Raw genomic sequence first — 19,786 nt, forward strand, 5'->3', positions numbered from 1 at the left:
TCCACCACCGCCCCGGCCCGATGGCACCGGTGCCGGCGGGCGTCCCGTTCTCGACTACTCTCCCCCCTCGTGGACGATCTCCCCGAGCCCTCGACCCTGCGCGTCTTCGTGGCACTGGCCCCGCCCGACGAGGCCAAGGACGAACTGGCCCGCGCCCTGCAGCCGGCTTACGCCAGGTATCCGCAGCTGCGCTGGAACCGGATCGAGGACTGGCACATCACCCTGGCCTTCCTCGGTGAACTGCCGTCCACGGCCGTGCCGCCGCTGCGCCGCGCGCTGGCCGGCCCCACCGCCGCGCACCCCGCTCTGCGTCTGGAGCTGCGGGGCGGTGGCCACTTCGACGAGCGACTGCTGTGGAGCGGGGTCGAGGGGGACCTGGAGGGGCTGCACCGGCTCGCCGCCGATGTCCGGGACCTGATCAGGTCCTGCGGGATCGAGTTCCGGGACCGCCCGCTGCATCCCCATCTGACCCTGGCGCGCTCGCGCCGCGACGATCCCGCCAGCGTGTCGCAGGTGGCGGCCGCGCTCACGGGTTTCGTGGGCCGGCCGTGGTGGACGGAGCGTCTCCACCTGGTCGCCGGGCCCGTCGGCCCGGGCCCCGGGCCGATCCGCTACCGCGACCTCGAGGCGTGGCGATTCGCCCCCGTCCGGTCCGGGGACCGGGACGCCCTCACCGAGCCGTAGCCGGCAGGCGGGCCCCTCGTCCCCGCGGCCCCTGCCGCCGGGGCACGAGGACCTCGTGCGTCACAGCGGGGTCAGGATGTCCTGGTGCAGGCCGTCCAGCACGAAGCCGTTGTCCAGCCGCACCCGGAAGGTCCGTTGCCTCCCGCGCTCGCGGGCGGCGGCCCACTGCGGTTCCAGCGCGGCGATCTTCCCCTCCAGCCGCTTCCGGCTCGCCGCCGGCATGGTGTGGCCGTAGTCCTCGAACAGTTCGCTGAGCCGCTGGTACTCGCGGGCCTCCTCGCTCTGCGGCAGTTCCCCGTCGACCCGCTCGACGGTGCCCTCGATCCCGGATCCCAGCGAGAGGAATCCGACGACGGCCTCGGGCTGCCCGGCGACCGCCTCGCCGATCCCGACGTCCTCGGCCAACCTGACACGCCGGCCTTCCTCCAGGGTCATCCGTCCGCTGCCTCTCCCTCGATCGGTGCCGCCGGCGCGACCGGCCGGCGGCTCGACCATTATCCGTCGTCCCAGGACCGTCGCCGCGCGCCGGTCGGCACCCGCGGCACTCCGGTGCACCCCGGCCTACCGGTGGGCCCGGTGGCCGGTCGGGCCCACCGGGACGGCCCGCTCTCAGCCCCGGGTGCGGGCGTAGACGTGCCAGTCGGCGGACGCGGTCCCGCCGGGCAGCAGGTTGGTGCTGTTGTCGCTGAACAGCACCGTCCTGCCGTTGTCGGACACGTAGGGGTCCACCGCGGCGCCCTCCTGTGGCGAGCCGTCCGGGGCCGTGCTGACGGCCTCGGTGCGGCCGGTCGTCAGGTTCTGCCGGTAGAGGTCGAAGCGGGCCTGCGAGGCGTGGATGATCGTGGCGGAGCAGCCGCCGGAGAAGTAGACCCACCGGTCGTCGGCGGTGATGGCCGCGGAGGGGTCCGCCCAGCAGATCGCCGCCGGGTCGGGCGAGGTGCGCACGCTCGTCACCCGGCCGGTCCGTAGGTCCTGGACGAACAGCTCGGTGCGGGACTTGGCGCCCGGTAGTGGGGCCGCGCTCAGGGCGTACGCGGCGTAGCGGCCGTCGGGGCTGAAGCGGATCTTCGGGGCCGCCGAGCCTGCGGTGCCGTCGGAGGCGAGGCCGGTCGCGGTGGTGGTGGCGCTGTGCAGGTCGTAGGTGTAGAGGCTGGTGAACCGCGCGAAGGGCTGGGCGGTGGTGTCGCTGGGGCGGACCGTCTGCGGGAGCAGGTTGCCGGCCCTGGAGCTGAAGCCGACGGTGGTGGCGTCCGCGTTGATCGTCGGATTGTCCGAGTCGTTGTCGGCGGCCTGTCCGCCTGCGCCGACCGACGCCAGGCGGGTGCGGCCGCTGACGCGGTCGGTGACGAAGATGTTGCGGGTGTTCGGCCGGACGGGGGCGCCCGGCACGAGGTCGGTGCGGGTCGACATGTAGACGATGCTGCGGCCGTCCGCGCTGATGGCCGGGTGGTAGGCGCCGAGGTCGCTGTCGGCTGCGCCGCTCGCCAGGCCGGCGGAGACGAGGTGGGTGCGGGCGGTGACGCGGTCGCGGACGTAGACGTTGTACGCGCCGTTGGCGGGCTGCCCGGGCGCCACGTCGGCGGCGCCGCTGGAGAACACGACGTAGCGGCCGTCGCCGCTGATCCCCGCGACGTCGTCGAGCGCGGTGAGCGGGGTGCCGTCGTCGCCCCGGCTGACCAGCTCGGTCCGGCCGGTGCGCAGGTCGCGCACGTACAGGCCGAAGCCGACGCTCGCGCCGTCCGGCACCAGGTTGGTCGCCGACGAGCTGAACAGGGCGTAGTGGCCGTTCTGGCTCAGCCCGAGGCTCGTCGAGGCCTGATCCGCCGGCACGCCGCTCGCCCCGACGTCGACCTGGGAGATCGGGGCCCACGCCGGGTCGGCCTGGGCCGGCGCCGCGGTGCCCGCGACGGCTGCGGCCGCCGCCAACACGCAGGCGCCGAGCGCGAGTCGGCGTTCTGTCCGTGCCGTTCGGTTGGTCGTTTCCACGCTGATCCGTCCTTCCTGGATGGCTGCTGCGACCCCACCCCGGCCGGCACGTCGGTGGGTTCAGGCAGAGCCAAACGCCGGATGCCGCCGACGGTCAATGGGGGTGGCCGAAGCCGACCGAAAACAGCCACCGGCGCAGGGGTCCGCCCGTGGGGCACGTGGTGCCCGCGGGGCGGCAGGTGGCCGGTGGTGGGGCCCGCCGAAGGCAGGCGGAGCGGGGTGAGTTCGGCCGCTACCGGGGGGAGAGCTGCCGCCGGAAGTCGGCGGGACCGCGGCCGTGCCAGCGGTGGAAGGCGCGGCGCAGGGCACGTACGTCGGAGAAGCCGACGCGGGCGGCGATGGTGTCGATGTTGAGGCCGGTGTCCCGCAGCAGACGGGTGGCTTCGGCCTCGCGCACCTTCTCCACCTCCTCGCGCCAACTGGTGCCCTCCTCGTGCAGCCGGCGCTGGAAGGTGCGCGGGCTCATGGTCAGGCGGTGGGCGACCCGGTCGAGGGACGGGGCGCCGCCGGCGAGCTCCTCGCCGATCTCGGAGTGGACCTTGTCGAGCCATCCCATGATGATCCGGGCGGACCTGATCGAGTGAGCGGCGTGATCGTTCACGATGACCGCGAGGGCCGGGTCGGAGCCGGGCAGCGGTTCGGTCGCGTCGGTGGCCGAGAAGGTGATGGACGAGACCGGCGCGTGGAAGTGGATGTTGCGGGTGCCGAACGCCTCGATCAGGTGCTCCTGCAGCCGCGGTGGCTCGCCGGCCACCGTGACGGCGACGGGGCTGACCGGCCGGCCCAGTGCCGTGCAGGCCTGCTTCAGCAGCAGGCCGAGGACGAACTCCGCGATCAGGGCGCCGACCCGGCCGAAGCTCGGGACCGGGCGGGTCGCGACGGTCAACTGCCCTGCCGCGTCACGGGTGACGTCGAAGGCGCTGTCCGGATCGGTGATGGCGGGAAGGTGCTCCGCCGCGAGTTGGAAGGCCTCGGTCAGGTCGGCCGCGGACTTGATCACGTAGTCCCAGACGTGGAACCGGCCGGGAGTCCACAGCTGCGCGACTCTCGGGGCTCCGCCGGCCTGCGCGAAGGCGTCGGCCGAGACCTCCCACACGCGCGTCAGCATCCGTGTCGGCACGCGGATGCCCTCCTGGTCGAGGACCCCGACCCCGGGTAGCCGGTCGAGCTCCTCCTGTGCGGCCCCCGCCGCCCGCGCCGCCTCCAGGACAAGGCGCACCACGTAGGGCGGTATCGATCCCTTCGTCACGGGCGACAGCCTAGGACAGAGGGCTGACCCACAGTCAACCCCATTCACCCCGTGGCGCGTTCGGTCCCGTGGGTGGCGCGTCCTGGTCTCATGGCGGGGGAGCCGTCCTGCCTTACGTTGGGGACAAGCCCGCTCACCAGCGAGAACGGAGATCATGATGAAAGCGGTTGCAGCGACGGTCAAGACGATCGTCTATCCCGTCGGCGACCTCACGAGGGCCAAGGCGTTCTTCGGCGCACTGCTCGGAACGCAGCCATACATGGACGAGGTCTACTTCGTCGGCTACCACGTCGACGGGCGGGAGATCGGGCTGGATCCCAACGGGCACCGGCAGGGCATGACGGGACCGGTCTGCTACTGGCACGTCGCGGACATCAGGGAGAGCCTTCAGCGCCTGCTGGTGGCCGGCGCCACCCTGCGGCAGGACGTCATCGACGTCGGCGGCGGCAAGCTGACGGCCCTGGCCGTCGACGCCGACGGGAACATCATCGGTCTGGTTCAGGAAGCGGGGGTCTGACATGCGGACACGGATCATCACCACGGTCTACTGGATCGTCGCGGCCGAGTTCCTGCTCGGCGCCATCACCAAGTACTGGCCCGGCACGGGACCGTTGGGCCAGGACTACGCCGCCAAGTTCGTGGCCTGGGGATACCCGGCCTGGTTCCGCTTCTTCGTGGGGACCGTGGAGCTGATCTGCGCCGTGCTCCTGGTCGTCCCCCGCAGACCGGCCCGGTTCCTGGGCGCCGCGGGTCTCGTGCTGGTCCTCGACGGTGCGGTCACCACGCACATGGTCAACCACGACCCGATCTCGCAGAGCCTCGACGCCCCCATCCACCTCCTGGTCGTCGCCGCGATCGCGTTGGCGAACTGGCCCGCGCACTGGAAGGAACTCCTGCGCCCGGGCAGGGTGAGGCTCCAGTAGGACCCCCGGGGTCGTGTGCGTGGGCCCGGCGTTCGTGGACGCCGGGCCCGCACCGGTTCACCCGCCGTGCCGGGCGAGGAAGGCGGTGATGAGGTGCTGCCACTGCTCGGGGCGCTCCACCATGGGCAGGTGGCCGGTGGGGATCTCGGCGAACCGGGCGCCGGCGATGTTCTCCGCGAGGTGGCGGTGCAGGGCGGGCGGGACGAGGTGGTCGGCGGTGGTGGAGATGACCAGGGTGGGGACGCGCACGGCGGCGAGGTCGTCGCGGACGTCGATCCGGCCGGCCAGGTCGGCGTGCTCGAGGGTGCCGTCGGCGATGTCGGCGGCGGCGTGGGTGATGACCTGCTCGAGCTGCTCGGCGGGCATGGCCTCGATGGCCTGGGGGCTGAGGGCGTGCGGGAAGAGGAACTCGCTCACCAGGCGGCGGTCACCGGTGGCGGCGAGCTTGCTCCAGACCCTGGCGGTCAGGGCCTGCTGGTTGTTGGGGTGGGCCATGGTGGCGGTCAGGACGAGGGCGGTGACGCGTTCGGGGTGGCGGGTGGCGGCGCGGACGGCGACCGGGCCGCCGAGGGAGTATCCGGACACGGCGAAGGTGTCCAGGCCTTCGGCGACGGCGGCGGCGACGAGCTGGTCGGCGAGGTCGTCCAGGTGCAGCGGCGTGGTGGAGCGGGGGGTGTCGCCGCTGCCGGGGTAGTCGACGCCGACGACGGTGTGTCCGGCGGCGAGGCCTTCCAGGATCGGTCCGTAGGTGCCGGCGGTGCTGCTGCCGGCACCGTGGGCGAGGGCGAGGCCGGGGCCGGAGCCCAGGACGGTGCGGGCGTAGGTCGCCTCGGGCAGGGGGCGTGCGGACATGAGGGACTACTCCTTCGGGAGGTGGGTGATCAGCGGGTCGGGGTGGCCCGGTCGCGTGCCGGTGTTGGGGGGCACGCGCGGCTTCGGTGGGGCCCCTGCTCGTTCCCGCGCGGGGTGGCGGGGGCGGTGGGGTGGGGCGAGGGTCTTCGGTCAGGGCAGGAGGACGACCTTGCCCCGGGCACGGCGGGCCTCGATGTCGCGGTGGGCGCGGGCGGCCTCGGCCAGTGGGTAGGTGGCGCCGATGGGCAGGTCGAGCGTGCCGGCGGCGAGCCGGCCGGCCAGCTCGGGCAGGGCCTGCGGGAGGCGGTCGGTGGGGTCGGCGCCGGTGAAACGCACCCCGTGCTCGGCGGCGGCCATGTCGGCGATGGTGATGACCCGGGCCGCGTCCCCGGTCAGGGCGACCGACGGCGCGAGCACGCCGGCGCCGGAGGCGTCCAGCACCCGGTCCACGCCCTGCGGGGCGACCGCCCTCACCCGCTCGGTCCAGCCCTCGCCGTAGGCGACGGCGGTGGCGGCGAGCGCGGTGAGCCGGTCGAGGTCGTGTGCGCCGGCGGTGGCGACCACCGTCACCCCTCGGGCGACGGCCAGTTGGAGCGCGAAGGTGCCGACGGAGCCGCCCGCGCCGTGGATCAGCAGGGTCTCGCCCCGGCCGGCCCCCAGGTGGTGCAGGGCGCGGTAGGCGGTCTCGCCCACGGTCACCAGGGCGGCCGCGGTCTCGAACGGGACGTCCGCCGGCTTGGCGACCGGGCGCTCCAGCAGCGCGTACTCGCTGTAGCCGCCGGCGGTCGCGACACCGAACACCTCGTCGCCGACCTCGGCACCGGCGCCCTCGCCGGCCAGGTCGACGACGCCGGCCACGTCCCAGCCCGGCAGGTGCGGGAACTCCACCGGCATGATGCCGGCCATCATTCCGGAGCGGATCTTCAGGTCGATCGGGTTGACGGCGGCCGCCCGGACCCTGATCCGGACCTGGCCCGGCCCCGGCTCGGGAGCGTCGACCTCGGCCCGGGTGAGGACGTCCGGGCTGCCGTAGCGGGAGAAGGTGATCGCGGTGGACATCGGAACTCCAAGGAGAGATGGAGGGAACACACTCACCGAGAATCATCCGGTGCGTGTGATTGCTCTTTCAGGTGTATCACACGAGTCGTATGAAATGTGAAGCCGATGTCGAGTGGGCTGCGTCACACTCCGTGTGTGATTTCTGGATAGGATGACCCCCATGACGTCCAAGCCGCCCGTCCACCTCCGTCAGCCGAACCCGGACAACCCCCGCGTTCAGCGCACCCGGGCCCGCATCCTGGCCGTCGCCCGCGAACTGCTGCCCGAGGTCGGGCTCACCGGGCTGACCTACGCGCTCCTGGCCGAACGGGCCGGCGTCACCCGCCAGACCCTGTACCGGCACTGGCCCACCCGGGCGGCCCTCCTCTGCGACCTCACGCTGCAGGGCCCCGACCTCGGCTACCCCGAGCCCGGCCCCGACGTGCGTGCCGTCGCCACCGCCTGGCTGGTCAGCCTGCGCGCCGGCATCACCGACCCCGCCACCCGCACCGCCGCCCTCGCCATGGCCGCCCACGCCGACCACGACCCGGACAGTGCCCAGGCCCTGCAGCACATCGTCGTGGACCGTCACGCCGCCCTGAACGAGCTCCTCGAACCGTCCGGCCTGACGATCACCCCCGAGCAGTACACCCTGCTCTACGGGCCGCTCCTCGCCCGGCTCTTCTTCGACCGCGCCGAAGCGAGTGACGACTTCATCGACGCCACCGTCGCGCAGTGGCTCACCACCGTCGACGCCGACGAGCGGTAGCCGGTCCCATCGAGGGCCGGGGCCCGTCCGACCGTCGGATTGACGTGTGGGGTCAGGTGGCGCACGCCTCGCGCGGTGCGGGGCGCGGCCCCCGGGCACGTGCACCGGACGAGAGGGCGCCTCGCCGACCCGGGCCCGCACGGTGTCGGCGGGCTGTCAGCGGGGACGGCGATCTGTCGGTGGGATGTCAGCGGCCCCCGGGACCGTCGACACCGGGCGGGGCCGGCCGTGAAGGTGCGGGCCCGCCCTCCTGCCGACCACTTCGAGCTCCCGGGAGCCCCCATGCCCTCCGCACCCCACGCCCCGCGATGGGACGTCCACCGGCTGCCGCCCGCGCGGGGAAGGAGCTTCCTGGTCACCGGCGGCAACGCGGGCATCGGGTACTTCGTCGCTGAGCAGCTGGCCGCCACCGGGGCCACGGTCGTGCTCGGCAGCCGCGACCGGGCGAAGGCCGAGGCCGCGATCGGTTCCATCGGCTCGCGGGTACCCGGAGCCAGGGTGCGGCACATGCCGCTGGACCTGGCCGACCTCGCCACGCTCGAGGCGTCGGTGGACGGGCTCGGCCTGGACCGCCTCGACGGGGTCGTCCTCAATGCCGGGGTGGCACTCGACCACCCGCCGCGCCGTGAGACCGGGGGCGGCCACGAGCTGATGTTCGCGACCAACCACCTGGGTCACTTCGCGCTGACCCACCACCTGGCCCCGCTGCTCCTGGCGACCCCGGGCAGCCGGATCGTCACCACCGGCAGCTTCGCGGCCAAGTCCGAACGTCTGGACCTCGACGATCTCCAGAGTGCCCACGACTACCGGCCCAAGCGCGCCTACGGGTGCTCCAAGCTGGCCCAGATGCTCTTCGCCCTCGAACTCGACCGCCGTCTGCGCGCCGCCGGCAGCACGACGCTGAGCGTGCTCGTCCACCCCGGCGGCGCCCTCGACTCCCTCACCCCCTCGCGCCCGCCGATCCACGTCCGGACCGCCGGCGAACGGCTGAGCCGCCTGCCGCTCGGTCTGGTCGTCCAGGGCAAGGACGCCGCCGCATGGCCCGCCGTCCGGGCCGTGCTCGACCCGAGCGTGCGCGGCGGCCGGCTGCTGAGTCCGCGGGCGTTCGGGCTGCGCGGTACGCCGAGGATCGAACCCCTCTGGAAGCACCTGACCGACACCACGACCGCGGCACGCCTGTGGGCGGTCAGCCGCGACCTGACCGGCAGCGAGCCGGCGTTCACCGCACCGACAGGGTTCGGTGCGACCTGAGGCGAGGGCGTCGGGCGCCGGTCGGGAGGCGGCGGGGAGCAGCCGGAATTGCGGACGGTCGTTCTGTCAGTGCCCCGCCATAGAGTGGCATCAACGCTCGAGGGAACGCCGCAGAGGCGTCGAAGAGGCGTCAAGCAACCACTCACCCCAGGGGGCACAGCCATGTCCGCGAACAGGCTCAGCCACAAGGTCAACCACGTCTCGCTCGTGGTCGACAAGTCCGGCTCGATGCGCCAGCACGAGACGCAACTCGTGCGTGTGGTCGACGAGTTCGTCAAGGGGTTGCAGGAGGAGTCCGACCGGCTCGGCCATGAGACCCGGATCAGCCTCTACGCCTTCGACCACCACGTGCAGAACCTGGTCTGGGACATGGACGTCAAACACCTGCCGTCCCTGCGGGGCCTCTACAAGGTCGACAACGGGGCGACGGCGCTGATCGAGGCGGCCGTGAAGTCCGTCGACGACCTCAAGAACATCTGGGAGGGGTACGGGGAGCACGCCTTCCTCCAGGTCGTCGTCACCGACGGCGAGGAGAACGCCTCGGGCCTCGCGGAGACCGGCCAGATGCACACCCGCATGGGCGCCGGCCAGGGCAGGGCCGTCCTGCGCCGGTGGATGGACCGCATCCACCGTGCCATGGGCGACCTGCCCGAGCACTGGACCTCGGCGATCCTGGTCCCCAACTCCCTGGCCAAGCGCACCGCCCAGGAGTACGGCTTCCCCGCGGGCAACATCGCCATCTGGGACGCGGACTCCAGCAAGGGCGTCGAGGAGGCCATCGGCACCGTCAAGTCGGCTGCGTCGAGCTTCCTGCAGGGCCGCGAGAAGGGTGTGCGCGGCACCCGGAACCTGTTCGCCATGGGCCAGGACCTCAAGCCCGCCGAGGTCAAGGCCAACCTCGACGCCCTGCACGCCGGCACGTACATCCTGGTCCCGGTCGACCAGCCGACCCCGATCCGCGACTTCGTCACCAGCGCCGGACATCCCTACCGGACCGGCTGCGCCTTCTACGAGCTCTCCAAGCGCGAGACGATCCAGGGCACCAAGCAGCTCGCCGTGGCGGAGAAGGACCCGGCCACCGGCCGGATGACGGGCCGGGTGTTCTCGGGTCCGGCGGCCCGCCAACTCCTGGGCCTGCCACAGTCGCAGACCACGGTGAAGCCGGGCGACAACCCGTCGTACACCGTGTTCGTCCAGTCGACCTCCGTCAACCGCAAGCTGGTGCCGGGCACCAAGCTGCTCGTTCTCCTGTAGCCCGGCCGGCCCGGTCACTGCGGGGCCCGTGGCCGAACGGGACCGCCGGCGCCCGCAGCGACCGGCGCGGGTGACCGGGCCCGGTGGCGGGACTCCGGGCGGGACCGACCGCCTCACCGGCGGATCAGCGGGCGGACCAGACCGGGCAGTCGGTCGCGTGACGGGTGAGCAGCACGACGGTCCCGCCGTCGAGCACTTCGCGGGTGCGCGTGACGACGCAGCAGAGCGCTGCTGCCGGCGGCCGTGTCTGCCGGGCCTCCGAGCGGGTGATGTCGCGCTCCGGCAGGGTGGTCTCCGGCCAGTCGGGCCTGATGACCGGCCGGGTCGTTCGGGAGGGTGCCCGGCGGACGGCTTGCTCGAGGGGAACCCCCAGTGCGCGGGCTCGGGCGTGCAGGCGGCGGCGGTCGCGTCGTTCGGACATGACCACACCTTGCCCTGCCCGGGCCCGTCGGCGCCAGCGTGGCCCTGGACGCCTTGGACGTACGCGTGGGTCCAGCGCCACTCAGGGACGGGAGACGGGTTCGGCGCGAAGACCCGGGCCCTGACCCCGCCCGAAGACCGGTGCGAGGACGAGTTCCGCCGCGCCGATCGCGACAGCGGCGGGGCCCGCGGGGGTGAGCGAGACGGGGACGTGCTGCCAGGACCGGTCCGGCAGGCGGTCGGCCAGCTGCTCGGCGATCTCGCTCAGGTACGGCTCGGGGGCGGCGAGGATGGTCCGGCCGCCGAGGACCAGGCGGTCGACGTCCAGCAGCTGGACCAGGTTGGCCGCCCCGACCGCCAGCAACCTGGCCGCCGTCCGCGTGTCGTCCCGGTCGAGGGCGGCCAGGCAGAGCGCCTCCAGGCAGCCGCGCGCGCCGCAGCGGCACGGCGGTCCGTCGAGTTGCAGGACCTGGTGGCCGAACTCTCCCGCGTTGGTCCGCGCCCCGCGGTAGAGCGCGCCGTCCAGCAGCAGGCCGGCTCCCAGGCCGTCGGCGAAGTGCAGGTAGGCCGTCTGGCCGGGGGCCGCGCTGGCCAGGGCGGCGGTGTTGGTGTCCTTGTCCAGGTGGACCGGCAGCGGAGCCAGTTCGGCGGCCAGGGCCTCGCGCAGCGGGAAGCGGTCCCAGGCGGGCAGACCGGCCGGACGGTGCAGCACGCCGGCCGCGTGGTCCAGCGGACCGCGGCACCCGACGCCGACCCCGAGCAGGTTCGCGCCGTCGGGTGCGGCGCGCAGGGCCTCGCGCACCGCGGTCGCGAGCAGCTCGACGGTGCGCCGCGGGGGCGCGTCGGCCAGGCCCGTCGGCATGGTCGCGCGGTGGCGGACCTCGCCGCTCAGGTCCACCAGCAGCACGGTGGTCTCCCGACGGTCCAGTTCGACACCGACGGCGAACCCCGCGTCGGGGCGCAGGCGCAGCACGGTGCGGGGCTTGCCGCCGGTGGAGGGCCCGCGCCCGTCCTCGGCGACCAGCTCGGCGGCCAGCAGCCGGGCCACGATCTTGCTGACCGCCTGGGGGGTGAGGCCGGTCGCGGTCGCCAGCTCCGCCCGGCTGCTGCCCCGGGACGCCTCGCGCAGCAGGCTCAGCACCAGGGCGGTGTTGTGGTCGCGGAGCCCGGTGAGGTTGCTGCCGGCCGGCGCGGTGCTCCGGGGCGGCGGGGTGCTGCTGGGCGGTGTGCTCATGGAGGTCATTCTGCCGCGCTTGCACTTAGGCAACACTGTTGCTTAAGTAGGGCGCATGAGCCCCCATGTCAGCCCCTCCTCCCCGCTGCGCGTCGCCCTGGTCGGCTACGGACTGGCCGGCGCCGCCTTCCACGCCCCGCTCATCGCCACCACCCCGGGACTGCGCCTGCACTCCGTGGTCACCGCGAACGCCGGGCGCCGGGCCGCACTGCGCGCCGACCACCCGGACGCCCGGATCGTCGCGGACACCGACCAGCTGCTCGCCGCCGCGGACGAGCTGGACCTGGTCGTGGTCGCCTCGCCCGACCACACCCACGTCCCCGTCGCCCGTGCCGCCTTGGCGGCGGGTCTGCCCGTCGTGGTCGACAAGCCGCTGGCCGCCTCCACCGCCGAGGCGCGCGCCCTGGTCCAGGAGGCGCGCCGGCGCGACCTGATGCTGACGGTCTTCCAGAACCGCCGCTGGGACGCCGACTTCCTGACCGCTCGCCGGCTCATCGCGGACGGACGGCTGGGCGCGGTGCACCGCTTCGAGTCCCGCTTCGAGCGCTGGCAGCCGGAGGTGAAGCCGGGCTGGCGACAGAGCGCGGCGGCCGCGGCGACCGGCGGCGTCCTCTTCGACCTGGGCAGCCACCTGGTGGACCAGGCACTCCAGCTCTTCGGCCCGGTCGAGCGGGTCCACGCCGAGGTGGACACCCGCAGGTCCGGCGCCCAGGTGGACGACGACGCCTTCCTCGCCCTGACCCACACCGGCGGCGTGCGGTCCCACCTGTGGATGGGCGCGCTGGCCGGCCTGCCGGGACCGCGCCTGCGAGTCCTGGGCGACCGGGCCGCCTACACCGCGCCCCGCCTCGACCCCCAGGAGGACGCCCTGCGCGCCGGCCACCGCCCGGGCCCCGGCTGGGGCACGGTGCCCGAGGCGGACCACGGGACGCTCGGCGCCGGTCCGGACGCGCGGCCCCACCCCTCTCTCCCCGGCGACTACCCCGCCTTCTACGCGGGCGTCGCGGCCGCCCTGCGCGACGGCGCCCCCGTCCCGGTCGACCCACTGGACGCGGTGGCGACGCTCACCGTCCTGGAGGCCGCCCGCCACTCGGCCGCCACCGGCCGCACGGTCGGCCTCCGTGACACCGGCGTCGGATCGCTCACCGCAACGGAGTCGCCCGCATGACCCCCGCCGAGATCGCCGACCGGATCCTGCTGATCGAGGAGCAGGAACGCCGCCTGGTGCTGCCGCACTTCACCAACGACGACGCCTGGCGCCTGGGCGGCATCCTCGTCCGGCTGGCCGGTGAGCGCGCGGCGCCGGTGGCCGTCGACATCCGCCGCGGTGCGCAGCAGCTCTTCCACTCCGCACTGCCCGGCAGCAGCGCCGACAACGACACCTGGCTGCGCCGGAAGACCCGTACGGTCGAGCGTTACGGTCACTCCTCCTACCTGGTGGGTCTGCGGTTCGCCGCGCAGGGCAGCACCTTCGAGGCCAAGTCCCGTCTGGATCCCGCCCGTTACGCGGCGCACGGCGGTGCCTTCCCGATCACCGTGGCCGGTGTCGGAGTGGTCGGCGCCGTCGCCGTCTCGGGCCTGCCGCAGGCCGACGACCACGCCTTGGTCGTCACCGCCCTCACCCGCTACCTCACCGAACCGCAGCCGCAGCCGCAGCCGGAGCCGGAGATGGGGCCGTAGCCGGAGCCGTAGCCGGAGATGGGGCCGTAGCCGTAGCCCGCTGACCGGCCGGACCCGGCGGACGGTCGGGGCGGGCCTGCGCAGCGGTCGACCGAGCACCCGGCCGAGCGGTCGGCGGCGTGCCGGGGAGCCACCAGCGAGGTTCCGCCGCCGGCGCGCCCCTGTGCCCCCTGCCGGGAGGTCCCACCGCTCGCCCACCCCACCACGTACCCGAACCTCAGGGCCAGGGGGTGCCGCTGATCGGGGTTGGCGCCGCTCCCTCCCGGGACCGTTTCGAAGAGTGTTTCAGTGTGTCTGTCGGTGCGGGGAACAGGGTGCGGTTGAGGGATGCTCCCTGTGATACCTTCCCGGCGAGGAGGTGTGTGGTGTCTGAGGTCTTCGCAGCGGTCGATGCCCTGATCGCCCGGGCGCAGGGGGGTGGGGACCTGCCTGAGCCCGCCGAGCGCAGGCGTCTGCGGGAGGCGGCCGGGTTCACGCAGGAGGAGGTCGCCGCGGCGCTGGGGGTTCGTCGCGAGACGTTCGTGAAGTGGGAGGCCGGCAGTGCCCAGCCCCGTGCGCCCAGGCGTGGTGCCTATGCCTGGTTGCTGGCCGGCCTCGCCGGGGTCCACGGCACCGAAGGCCCCGATGGCTGGCTGAGGCTGGCGCGCACCGCCAAGCCCGCCGACGTCGACGCCGAGACGGGGGAGTGAAGCCCTGATGGACCGTAAGGCGTACACCGCGAAGCTCGCCGCCCTGCGCGAGCTGCGTGCCGAGATCGGTGCGGCCGAGAAGGCCGTCGCGGACGCGCAGCGGGCGCTGGGCAGGCTCGGCCAGGAGCGCGGGCGCCGCGTCATGGAACTCGCCGCGTACGAGGGCGCGAAGGCGGACGCCATCGCGAAGGCCGGCGGCCTGTCGGTCGGCGACGTGGTGCGGATCGCCCCGCTGCTGGATCCGACCCCGCCCGGCGCCCGCGTCGTCAGGGCCGACGACCGGGGCGCCGCCGCGGTGCCCGCTCCGGCGCCCCCGGACCAGACCCCGCCGGCCGTCGAGACCGCCGTCGCGGTGGCCCCCGCGCCGACGCGCCCCGCCGCCGCAGTCGAGCAGCCCCCCGTACCTGCTCCCGACGCCGCTGCCGCCCCCGCCGCAGCCGCGGTGGCCGCCGCCACCGCGCCGGCCGCCCGGGAGACAGAACCCGGCGTACAGGCCGACTCGTCCGCCGCTGCGCCGGTGGTGGTGCAGGGGCAGGTGCGGGTGCTGCCGCACATCCCGCAGGGGCCGGCGGGCGACCGGTTCGCCGCGGTGACGTCCGGGCTGGTGTCGACCCGGCCGAACTTCGTCCAGCAGCCCCGGGTGACGGTGTTCCTGGACGCGGCCACCGGCGACCTGGTGGCCCGTGAGTACACGCTGCGACTGGACCTGGGTGCGAAGTCGCCGGGGGAGATCCTGGACGCCGTGCTGGCGGCGGCGCCGGGCACCGAGCGGGTCTACGTCACCGCCGGCGCGCCCTGGCACGAGGGCGCCGAACGGTACTCCACGCTGAAGGACGCCGTCGCGGCCTGGCTGCACACCCCGTCCCAGCGGTGGACGACCGCGACGGGCCGGGGCAGGGACAAGCTGGCCGGGCACTTCGTGCACCAGCGTCAGCCGGTGGGCCGCTACGCCCCCGCCGCCGCTCCCGACGGCGCCATGGTGGAGATCCGCTGGGTCGGTGAGTGGTTCGATGCGGACGGCGCCGATCCGGCCCTGTGCCGGGACGCGTTCCGGCTGCTGTGGCAGGCGCTGCGCCGGCACTGGGACGACGTCGTGCTGATGGGTTCCCCCTCGCAGACCGGGCGGGACCTGTGGACCCGCACGATCCCCACGAAGGGCAAGTGGGCGGGTGGCTACCCGGTCATGAGCGAGGAGCTGCGCGCTCTGCTGCACGCCACCGGCGGGCAGGGCCGCAGTGAGCTGATGGTGCCGCCGCGGGTGCCGGAGCGGTTGCCGGGGCTGGTGGAGTTCGACGCCACGTTCGCGTACGGCAAGCAGACGTGGAAGAGCGGGGTCGGCGCGCCGCGTCGGGTCACCGCGCGCGCGTTCGCCGCGATGGACGAGGGCGCGCAGGCGAAGGCGCTGATGGCGTGCTCGCACTGGCACGTCCGCGTGACGGTGCCCGCCGGCTGGGAGCACGTCGGGCTGCTGCCGGCCCCGGTGCCGGGGGAGCGGGCGTGGGAGTACCCGGCCACCGGCGGTGCCACGTTCACCACCTGGGCCGGGGGCGCGGAGGTCCACCTCGCGCTGACCAACCATCTGATGCCGTGGCGGATCGAGGTGTTGGACGGTCTGGTGTGGGAGGACGGCAAGCCGCTCGACGACTGGGCGAAGAGGCTCAAGGCCGCGTGGGCGGACCTGACGAACCTCTCGACCCTGCACGGTGACGAGCGGCAGCGCACCGCCGCCTACCTCGCCTCCCGCGCGGTCCGCAGCATCCTGCTGTTCGGGATCGGCGGCTTCGCGCAGCGCCCGCGCACCGTGGGCGGATCCACACCGGTGGGTGAGCCGCTACCGGCCGGGGTGGAGATCCTGGGCCAGGACGACCGGCTGGTCACCTGGCAGCGCTCGACCGGCTTCTCGCGCGACCCGAACGCGCACCCCGAGTGGGCCGCCCGCGTCTGGTCGGGAGCCCGCACCGCGCTGCTCAGCATGAGGATGCGCGAGGACGACGTGATGGTCGGCGCGCTGCACCTGCCCCCTGCCAGCATCGTGGCGTTCCGCACCGACGCCATCTACACCACCGCCGACGTCACCTGGCCCTACCACGGCCAGCCCGGCGAGTTCCTGAAGAAGGGACACCTGCCCGGACCGGTCCCCGCCCCGGCCACGCTGGACGAACTGCTGGCCCTGCGCGACCTCGGCCGCGCCCACTTCGCCCGGGGAGGTGAGCGGTGAGCCCCGGTACCCGGAACGACCCGAACGAGGCCGCCCGCCTCACCCAGCAGCTCCTGGACGAGGGCTACACCAAGCGGCAGGTCGCCACGATGCTGGGGCGCGACGCCTCCCTCGTCTCGCAGTTCTTCACCAAGGGCAAGGGCGCGAGCATGGTCAGCGCGCTGCGCCAGCTGGTGCGGGCGGTACGGGGCGGTGAGCGCGACACCGAGGCGCTGTCGGGCATCGCGGAGGCCAACACCACCCGGCGCCGCACCAAGACCGGGCAGAAGGCGCGGGTGCGGAGCAAGGACACCGTCGGTGTGCCCGGCGAGTCGATGGCCGGCCGCGCGGGCCGCCAGGCCATCCGCTCGGGCGCCGCCCACCTCGCGCCGGTCGTGCACGCCACCGGCCGAGCCGGCGGCCGCCTCGCCTTCACCGTCCGGATGAAGGCCGACCAGTACGTGTACTCGGCAGGTTCGGAGAAGGACTCCGGTGGGGTGCGCCGTGGGTTCGTCCCGCGCGCGGACGGCACCGAGGAGCGCACCTACGGCTCCAGTTCCACGGGCGGCTTCGACGCCGCCGCGTGGTCCCGGCGCGTCGCCGACCACCACGGCGACGTCACCGAGGCGATGCGCGAGTGGCTGGTGGAGACCGGCCGCGCCGTCGAGGACGCCGACATCGCCTACCTCGAAGTCCGCGGTTGGATCCCCGAGGAGAGCCGGTGAGCGCCGAACAGGCCTCCCGCCGCCGCAGCACCGAGGAGCGGGAAGAGCTGCGCCGCCAAGCCGTCGAACTGGGGGACAGCGGCCACACGATCAGCCGGATCGCCTGGAACCTGCGCATCTCGGCCGGCACAGCCCGCCGGCTCCTCACCACGCCCACCCGCGACCCCCACGCACCCGATCCCCACCGCCCCTCCTGGTTCACCGGCCCCGACGAGACACTCGCGCTGCTGCGCCGCGCCGCCCGGGCTCGCGATGTGGTCCTCGACCCGGCCGAACCGCCCACCGAAGCGGATGCCCAGGAGCTGACCGACGCTCTGGCCGACGTCCTCCTCACCGAGGACTGCTTCGATGCCGACTGGGAGATCACCCCGTTCGGCGACGTGGTCGAGAGTCTGATCGACGCCCTCAACCGCTACGCCTACCCCGACTGAACCGAGCCTCGGCTCGCCCGGCCGACGAAGGAGAAGCACCGCCGTGGAGACCACCACCCCCGCTGGGCAGGACGTGCCGGCCGGGCTGCGCGTTAAGGCCGCACCTCCCCTCCCGGCGCGGCCGTTCGACACCGTGGTGAACCCGCTGCCGTTGCACCGGTTCCAGAAGGACGCGGTGGCGGCCGCCGTGCGCGAGGTGCGGGACGGCGGCCGGGCGACGGTGGTCGCGGCGACCGGGTCGGGCAAGACCCTGATCGCCGCGGGCTGTGCCCGGCGCTTGGCGGCGAGGGGGCGGGTGTTGGTGCTGGTGCCGACGATCGAGCTGCTGGAGCAGACCGCCGAGGCCTGGTCGACGAAGGGAGGCCGCCGCGGGTTGGCCATCGCGGCGTGCTCGCGCGAGGAGGCGTTGGAGAGCGCGGAGGCCGGCGGCCGCGTCCACGCCCGGGTGACCACGCAGGCCGCCCGCATCGCCGACCTCATCGCCCGGGAGAAGCCGGGCGAGCCGGTCACCGTGTACGCCACCTACGCCTCGCTGGAGCGCATCGTGGCAGCTCACCGGCTGTGCGGCCTGCCGGCCTGGGACCTGGTGGTGATCGACGAGGCACACCGCACCGCCGGCGCCGAGGGCAAGGCGTGGGCGGCGGTGCACGACGTCGCCCAGGTCCCGGCCGGGCGCCGGCTGTACTTCACCGCGACCCCGCGGATCGCGGACGACCGGCGGGCCAAGGACGGCCTGGCCGACCTCACCGACGCCGACACCGAGGGCGTGGAGAAGCTGCCCGCGCTCTGCTCCATGGACGACGAGACGATCTACGGCAAGACCGTCTTCACCTGGACGCTCGGCCAGGGCATCGAGCACGGCTACCTCGCCGACTACCGGGTGCTGGTGCCGGTCGTCACGGACGAGGACCTGCGCGACCTGCTCAACCTCCCCGCCGTCGCGGACCTGCGCTCCCAGCGCAGCAACGAGGAACTGCTGCGCCTGGCGCTGCAGATCGCCGTGCTGCGCGCCATCGCCGACCTCGGCCTGCGCCGCGTCATCACCTTCCACTCCCGGGTCGCCGCCGCCCGCGCGTTCGCGTCGACCATGGCCGCCACCGCCGAGCTGCTGCCCGACGAGGACCGCCCGGAGCGGATCTGGGCGAAGGCGGTGGCCGGCACCGACCGCCTCAGGGACCGCCGGGCCGCGTTCGCCGAGTTCAAGGCCCACACCGGCGAGGACGGCGAGGAGTGCGGCATCCTCGCCAACGCCCGACTCCTGTCCGAGGGCATCGACGTCAGAAGCGTGGACTCCATCGTCTTCGGCGACCCGAAGTCGAGCGTCATCGACATCGTCCAGGCCGTCGGCCGCGCGCTGCGCCAGTCCCACCGCCAGGGCAAGGTCTCCTGGATCGTCATCCCCGTCCACCTCCCCTCGCCCGCCGTCGGCGACGACACCGCCACCGCGGACCCGGCCGAGGTCCACGACGCCGGCGAGGCCGTGAAGGCCGCGGCCGACACCGAGATCGAAGCATCCCCCTTCCGCATGATCTGGCGGGTCCTGCGCGCTCTGGCGGCGCACGACGCCCGGGTGGTGGGCCGGATCACCGAGCTGCGCGCCCACCGCTCCCAGGGCACCGCGCACACCACCACGACCGAGCCGGCCGCGGCCGGGGCGAGCGCGGCCGGGGAGGCCGAGCAGCCGGCGGCGCCGGCGGCCCCGCCGACCGAGTGGCTGAAGATCAACGCCCGCCGGCACGCCGCACAGATCCTGCAGACCGTGAAGTTGCGGGCGTTCAACCCGCGCGCGGTCGAGTGGCAGCGGATGCACGCCGTCGCCGCCGTGTTCCACCTCCGGCACGGCCACCTCGACCCCACCGACAGGACGACGGACCCGGAGCTGATCTCCTGGCTCGCCCGCCAGCGCCACCTCCACGGCCAGCACCTGCTCGACCCCGCCCGCGTCTCGGAGTTGGACGCGCTCGGCATGATCTGGTCGAAGAACGCCAACGCCTGGGAACGCGGCCTCGCGTACGCCGCCGCGTTCCACCGCCGGCACGGCCACCTCGCGATCCCCGCGACCGCGAAGCTGGACGCGTACGCGGTGGGTGCGTGGATGCGTCGCCAGCGCAAGGCCGCGGGCCTCACCACCGACCAGGTGGCCAAGCTCGACGCGCTGGACGAGCTGTGGCGCCTGGAGCCGGACTGGAACCGCTCCTACCGCCGCCTGCTGGCCTACCTCGCCGCCGGCGGCACCCTGGACGGCCCGGCCAACCGCACCGGCCTGGGCGAGGACCCCACGTTCCGGCCCGGCAGCTGGCTGCGCAAGCAGGCGGGGGCCCGTACTGAGGGGAAGCTGACCGAGCAGCAGACCGCGCTCCTGGACGCGCTCCACCGGCATGCCGAGACCGTCACCGGCTGACCC

Annotated in this window: 20 protein-coding genes; 13 read left to right on the forward strand and 7 right to left on the reverse strand. The window is 74.0% G+C overall.

Annotation, left to right across the window (positions count from 1 at the left end; all coding sequences use genetic code 11):
* Positions 1-69: 69 nt before the first annotated feature.
* Positions 70-684, forward strand: coding sequence for an RNA 2',3'-cyclic phosphodiesterase (gene thpR / locus ABD323_RS14265; RefSeq protein ID WP_344441870.1), 615 nt, complete (start codon positions 70-72; stop codon positions 682-684).
* Between the two features lie 60 nt (positions 685-744).
* On the opposite strand, the gene ABD323_RS14270 is transcribed toward thpR, so the two are convergent.
* The 3 genes from ABD323_RS14270 to ABD323_RS14280 form a co-directional block, all read right to left on the reverse strand.
* Positions 745-1,119, reverse strand: coding sequence for a hypothetical protein (locus ABD323_RS14270; RefSeq protein WP_344441871.1), 375 nt, complete (start codon positions 1,117-1,119; stop codon positions 745-747).
* A 174-nt stretch (positions 1,120-1,293) separates the two neighbouring features.
* Positions 1,294-2,670, reverse strand: a complete 1,377-nt coding sequence (locus ABD323_RS14275) for a TolB family protein (RefSeq protein WP_344441873.1) — start codon at positions 2,668-2,670, stop codon at positions 1,294-1,296.
* Between the two features lie 232 nt (positions 2,671-2,902).
* Entirely contained in the window at positions 2,903-3,919 is a 1,017-nt protein-coding gene (locus ABD323_RS14280; protein ID WP_344441874.1) for a helix-turn-helix domain-containing protein, read from the reverse strand.
* Between the two features lie 154 nt (positions 3,920-4,073).
* On the opposite strand from ABD323_RS14280, the gene ABD323_RS14285 reads away from it, so the two are divergent.
* Positions 4,074-4,436 carry a VOC family protein gene (locus ABD323_RS14285; protein ID WP_344441875.1) on the forward strand — a complete coding sequence of 121 codons (363 nt, stop codon included), beginning with the start codon at positions 4,074-4,076 and terminating at the stop codon, positions 4,434-4,436.
* Between the two features lies 1 nt (position 4,437).
* Positions 4,438-4,842, forward strand: a complete 405-nt coding sequence (locus ABD323_RS14290; protein ID WP_344441876.1) for a DoxX family protein — start codon at positions 4,438-4,440, stop codon at positions 4,840-4,842.
* Positions 4,843-4,899: 57 nt separating this feature from the next.
* On the opposite strand, the gene ABD323_RS14295 is transcribed toward ABD323_RS14290, so the two are convergent.
* Complete coding sequence (locus tag ABD323_RS14295; RefSeq protein WP_344441877.1) at positions 4,900-5,694, reverse strand: alpha/beta fold hydrolase; 795 nt, start codon at positions 5,692-5,694, stop codon at positions 4,900-4,902.
* Positions 5,695-5,844: 150 nt separating this feature from the next.
* Positions 5,845-6,753 carry an NADP-dependent oxidoreductase gene (locus ABD323_RS14300; protein ID WP_344441879.1) on the reverse strand — a complete coding sequence of 303 codons (909 nt, stop codon included), beginning with the start codon at positions 6,751-6,753 and terminating at the stop codon, positions 5,845-5,847.
* Positions 6,754-6,913: 160 nt separating this feature from the next.
* Here ABD323_RS14300 and ABD323_RS14305 point away from each other — a divergent pair, with 160 nt between their 5' ends.
* The 3 genes from ABD323_RS14305 (at position 6,914) to ABD323_RS14315 (ending at position 10,006) form a co-directional block, all read left to right on the forward strand.
* Entirely contained in the window at positions 6,914-7,501 is a 588-nt protein-coding gene (locus ABD323_RS14305; protein ID WP_344441880.1) for a TetR/AcrR family transcriptional regulator, read from the forward strand.
* Positions 7,502-7,783: 282 nt separating this feature from the next.
* Positions 7,784-8,752, forward strand: coding sequence for an SDR family NAD(P)-dependent oxidoreductase (locus ABD323_RS14310; RefSeq protein ID WP_344441881.1), 969 nt, complete (start codon positions 7,784-7,786; stop codon positions 8,750-8,752).
* A 162-nt stretch (positions 8,753-8,914) separates the two neighbouring features.
* Positions 8,915-10,006 (forward strand): vWA domain-containing protein, encoded by a 1,092-nt coding sequence (locus ABD323_RS14315; protein ID WP_344441882.1) that lies wholly within the window; start codon positions 8,915-8,917, stop codon positions 10,004-10,006.
* A 124-nt stretch (positions 10,007-10,130) separates the two neighbouring features.
* On the opposite strand, the gene ABD323_RS14320 is transcribed toward ABD323_RS14315, so the two are convergent.
* On the reverse strand, positions 10,131-10,427 hold the full coding sequence (locus ABD323_RS14320) for a hypothetical protein (protein ID WP_344441883.1): 297 nt from the start codon (positions 10,425-10,427) through the stop codon (positions 10,131-10,133).
* A gap of 81 nt (positions 10,428-10,508) precedes the next feature.
* The gene (locus tag ABD323_RS14325) at positions 10,509-11,660 is read right to left on the reverse strand and encodes an ROK family transcriptional regulator (protein ID WP_344441884.1); all 1,152 of its coding nucleotides are present in this window, start codon (positions 11,658-11,660) and stop codon (positions 10,509-10,511) included.
* A gap of 55 nt (positions 11,661-11,715) precedes the next feature.
* Between ABD323_RS14325 and ABD323_RS14330 the strand changes: the two genes are divergently transcribed.
* The 7 genes from ABD323_RS14330 (at position 11,716) to ABD323_RS14360 (ending at position 19,783) form a co-directional block, all read left to right on the forward strand.
* Positions 11,716-12,828 (forward strand): Gfo/Idh/MocA family protein, encoded by a 1,113-nt coding sequence (locus tag ABD323_RS14330; RefSeq protein ID WP_344441885.1) that lies wholly within the window; start codon positions 11,716-11,718, stop codon positions 12,826-12,828.
* A complete protein-coding gene (locus ABD323_RS14335; protein WP_344441887.1) occupies positions 12,825-13,340 on the forward strand; it encodes a heme-degrading domain-containing protein in 516 nt (171 codons plus the stop codon). Before ABD323_RS14330 ends, ABD323_RS14335 begins: the two co-directional genes overlap by 4 nt.
* Before the next feature lie 365 nt (positions 13,341-13,705).
* Entirely contained in the window at positions 13,706-14,029 is a 324-nt protein-coding gene (locus ABD323_RS14340; protein ID WP_344441888.1) for a helix-turn-helix transcriptional regulator, read from the forward strand.
* Positions 14,030-14,036: 7 nt separating this feature from the next.
* Positions 14,037-16,247 (forward strand): hypothetical protein, encoded by a 2,211-nt coding sequence (locus ABD323_RS14345; RefSeq protein WP_344441890.1) that lies wholly within the window; start codon positions 14,037-14,039, stop codon positions 16,245-16,247.
* A complete protein-coding gene (locus tag ABD323_RS14350; protein ID WP_344441891.1) occupies positions 16,244-16,951 on the forward strand; it encodes a helix-turn-helix domain containing protein in 708 nt (235 codons plus the stop codon). Before ABD323_RS14345 ends, ABD323_RS14350 begins: the two co-directional genes overlap by 4 nt.
* Entirely contained in the window at positions 16,948-17,382 is a 435-nt protein-coding gene (locus ABD323_RS14355; RefSeq protein ID WP_344441893.1) for a hypothetical protein, read from the forward strand. The genes ABD323_RS14350 and ABD323_RS14355 overlap by 4 nt, the downstream gene beginning before the upstream one ends.
* Before the next feature lie 43 nt (positions 17,383-17,425).
* The gene (locus ABD323_RS14360) at positions 17,426-19,783 is read left to right on the forward strand and encodes a DEAD/DEAH box helicase (RefSeq protein WP_344441894.1); all 2,358 of its coding nucleotides are present in this window, start codon (positions 17,426-17,428) and stop codon (positions 19,781-19,783) included.
* Positions 19,784-19,786 lie beyond the last annotated feature (3 nt).

The sequence above is a fragment of the Kitasatospora nipponensis genome (assembly GCF_039528135.1).
Lineage (GTDB): Bacteria > Actinomycetota > Actinomycetes > Streptomycetales > Streptomycetaceae > Kitasatospora > Kitasatospora nipponensis.

Coding starts and splice junctions, on each gene's coding strand:
- ABD323_RS14315 (WP_344441882.1), top strand. CDS start 8,915: ATGTCCGCGAACAGGCTCAGCCACAAGGTCAACCACGTCTCGCTCGTG.
- ABD323_RS14345 (WP_344441890.1), top strand. CDS start 14,037: ATGGACCGTAAGGCGTACACCGCGAAGCTCGCCGCCCTGCGCGAGCTG.
- ABD323_RS14270 (WP_344441871.1), bottom strand. CDS start 1,119: ATGACCCTGGAGGAAGGCCGGCGTGTCAGGTTGGCCGAGGACGTCGGG.
- ABD323_RS14300 (WP_344441879.1), bottom strand. CDS start 6,753: ATGTCCACCGCGATCACCTTCTCCCGCTACGGCAGCCCGGACGTCCTC.
- ABD323_RS14335 (WP_344441887.1), top strand. CDS start 12,825: ATGACCCCCGCCGAGATCGCCGACCGGATCCTGCTGATCGAGGAGCAG.
- ABD323_RS14320 (WP_344441883.1), bottom strand. CDS start 10,427: ATGTCCGAACGACGCGACCGCCGCCGCCTGCACGCCCGAGCCCGCGCA.
- ABD323_RS14290 (WP_344441876.1), top strand. CDS start 4,438: ATGCGGACACGGATCATCACCACGGTCTACTGGATCGTCGCGGCCGAG.
- ABD323_RS14310 (WP_344441881.1), top strand. CDS start 7,784: ATGCCCTCCGCACCCCACGCCCCGCGATGGGACGTCCACCGGCTGCCG.
- ABD323_RS14295 (WP_344441877.1), bottom strand. CDS start 5,694: ATGTCCGCACGCCCCCTGCCCGAGGCGACCTACGCCCGCACCGTCCTG.
- ABD323_RS14305 (WP_344441880.1), top strand. CDS start 6,914: ATGACGTCCAAGCCGCCCGTCCACCTCCGTCAGCCGAACCCGGACAAC.
- ABD323_RS14330 (WP_344441885.1), top strand. CDS start 11,716: ATGAGCCCCCATGTCAGCCCCTCCTCCCCGCTGCGCGTCGCCCTGGTC.
- ABD323_RS14285 (WP_344441875.1), top strand. CDS start 4,074: ATGATGAAAGCGGTTGCAGCGACGGTCAAGACGATCGTCTATCCCGTC.
- ABD323_RS14325 (WP_344441884.1), bottom strand. CDS start 11,660: ATGAGCACACCGCCCAGCAGCACCCCGCCGCCCCGGAGCACCGCGCCG.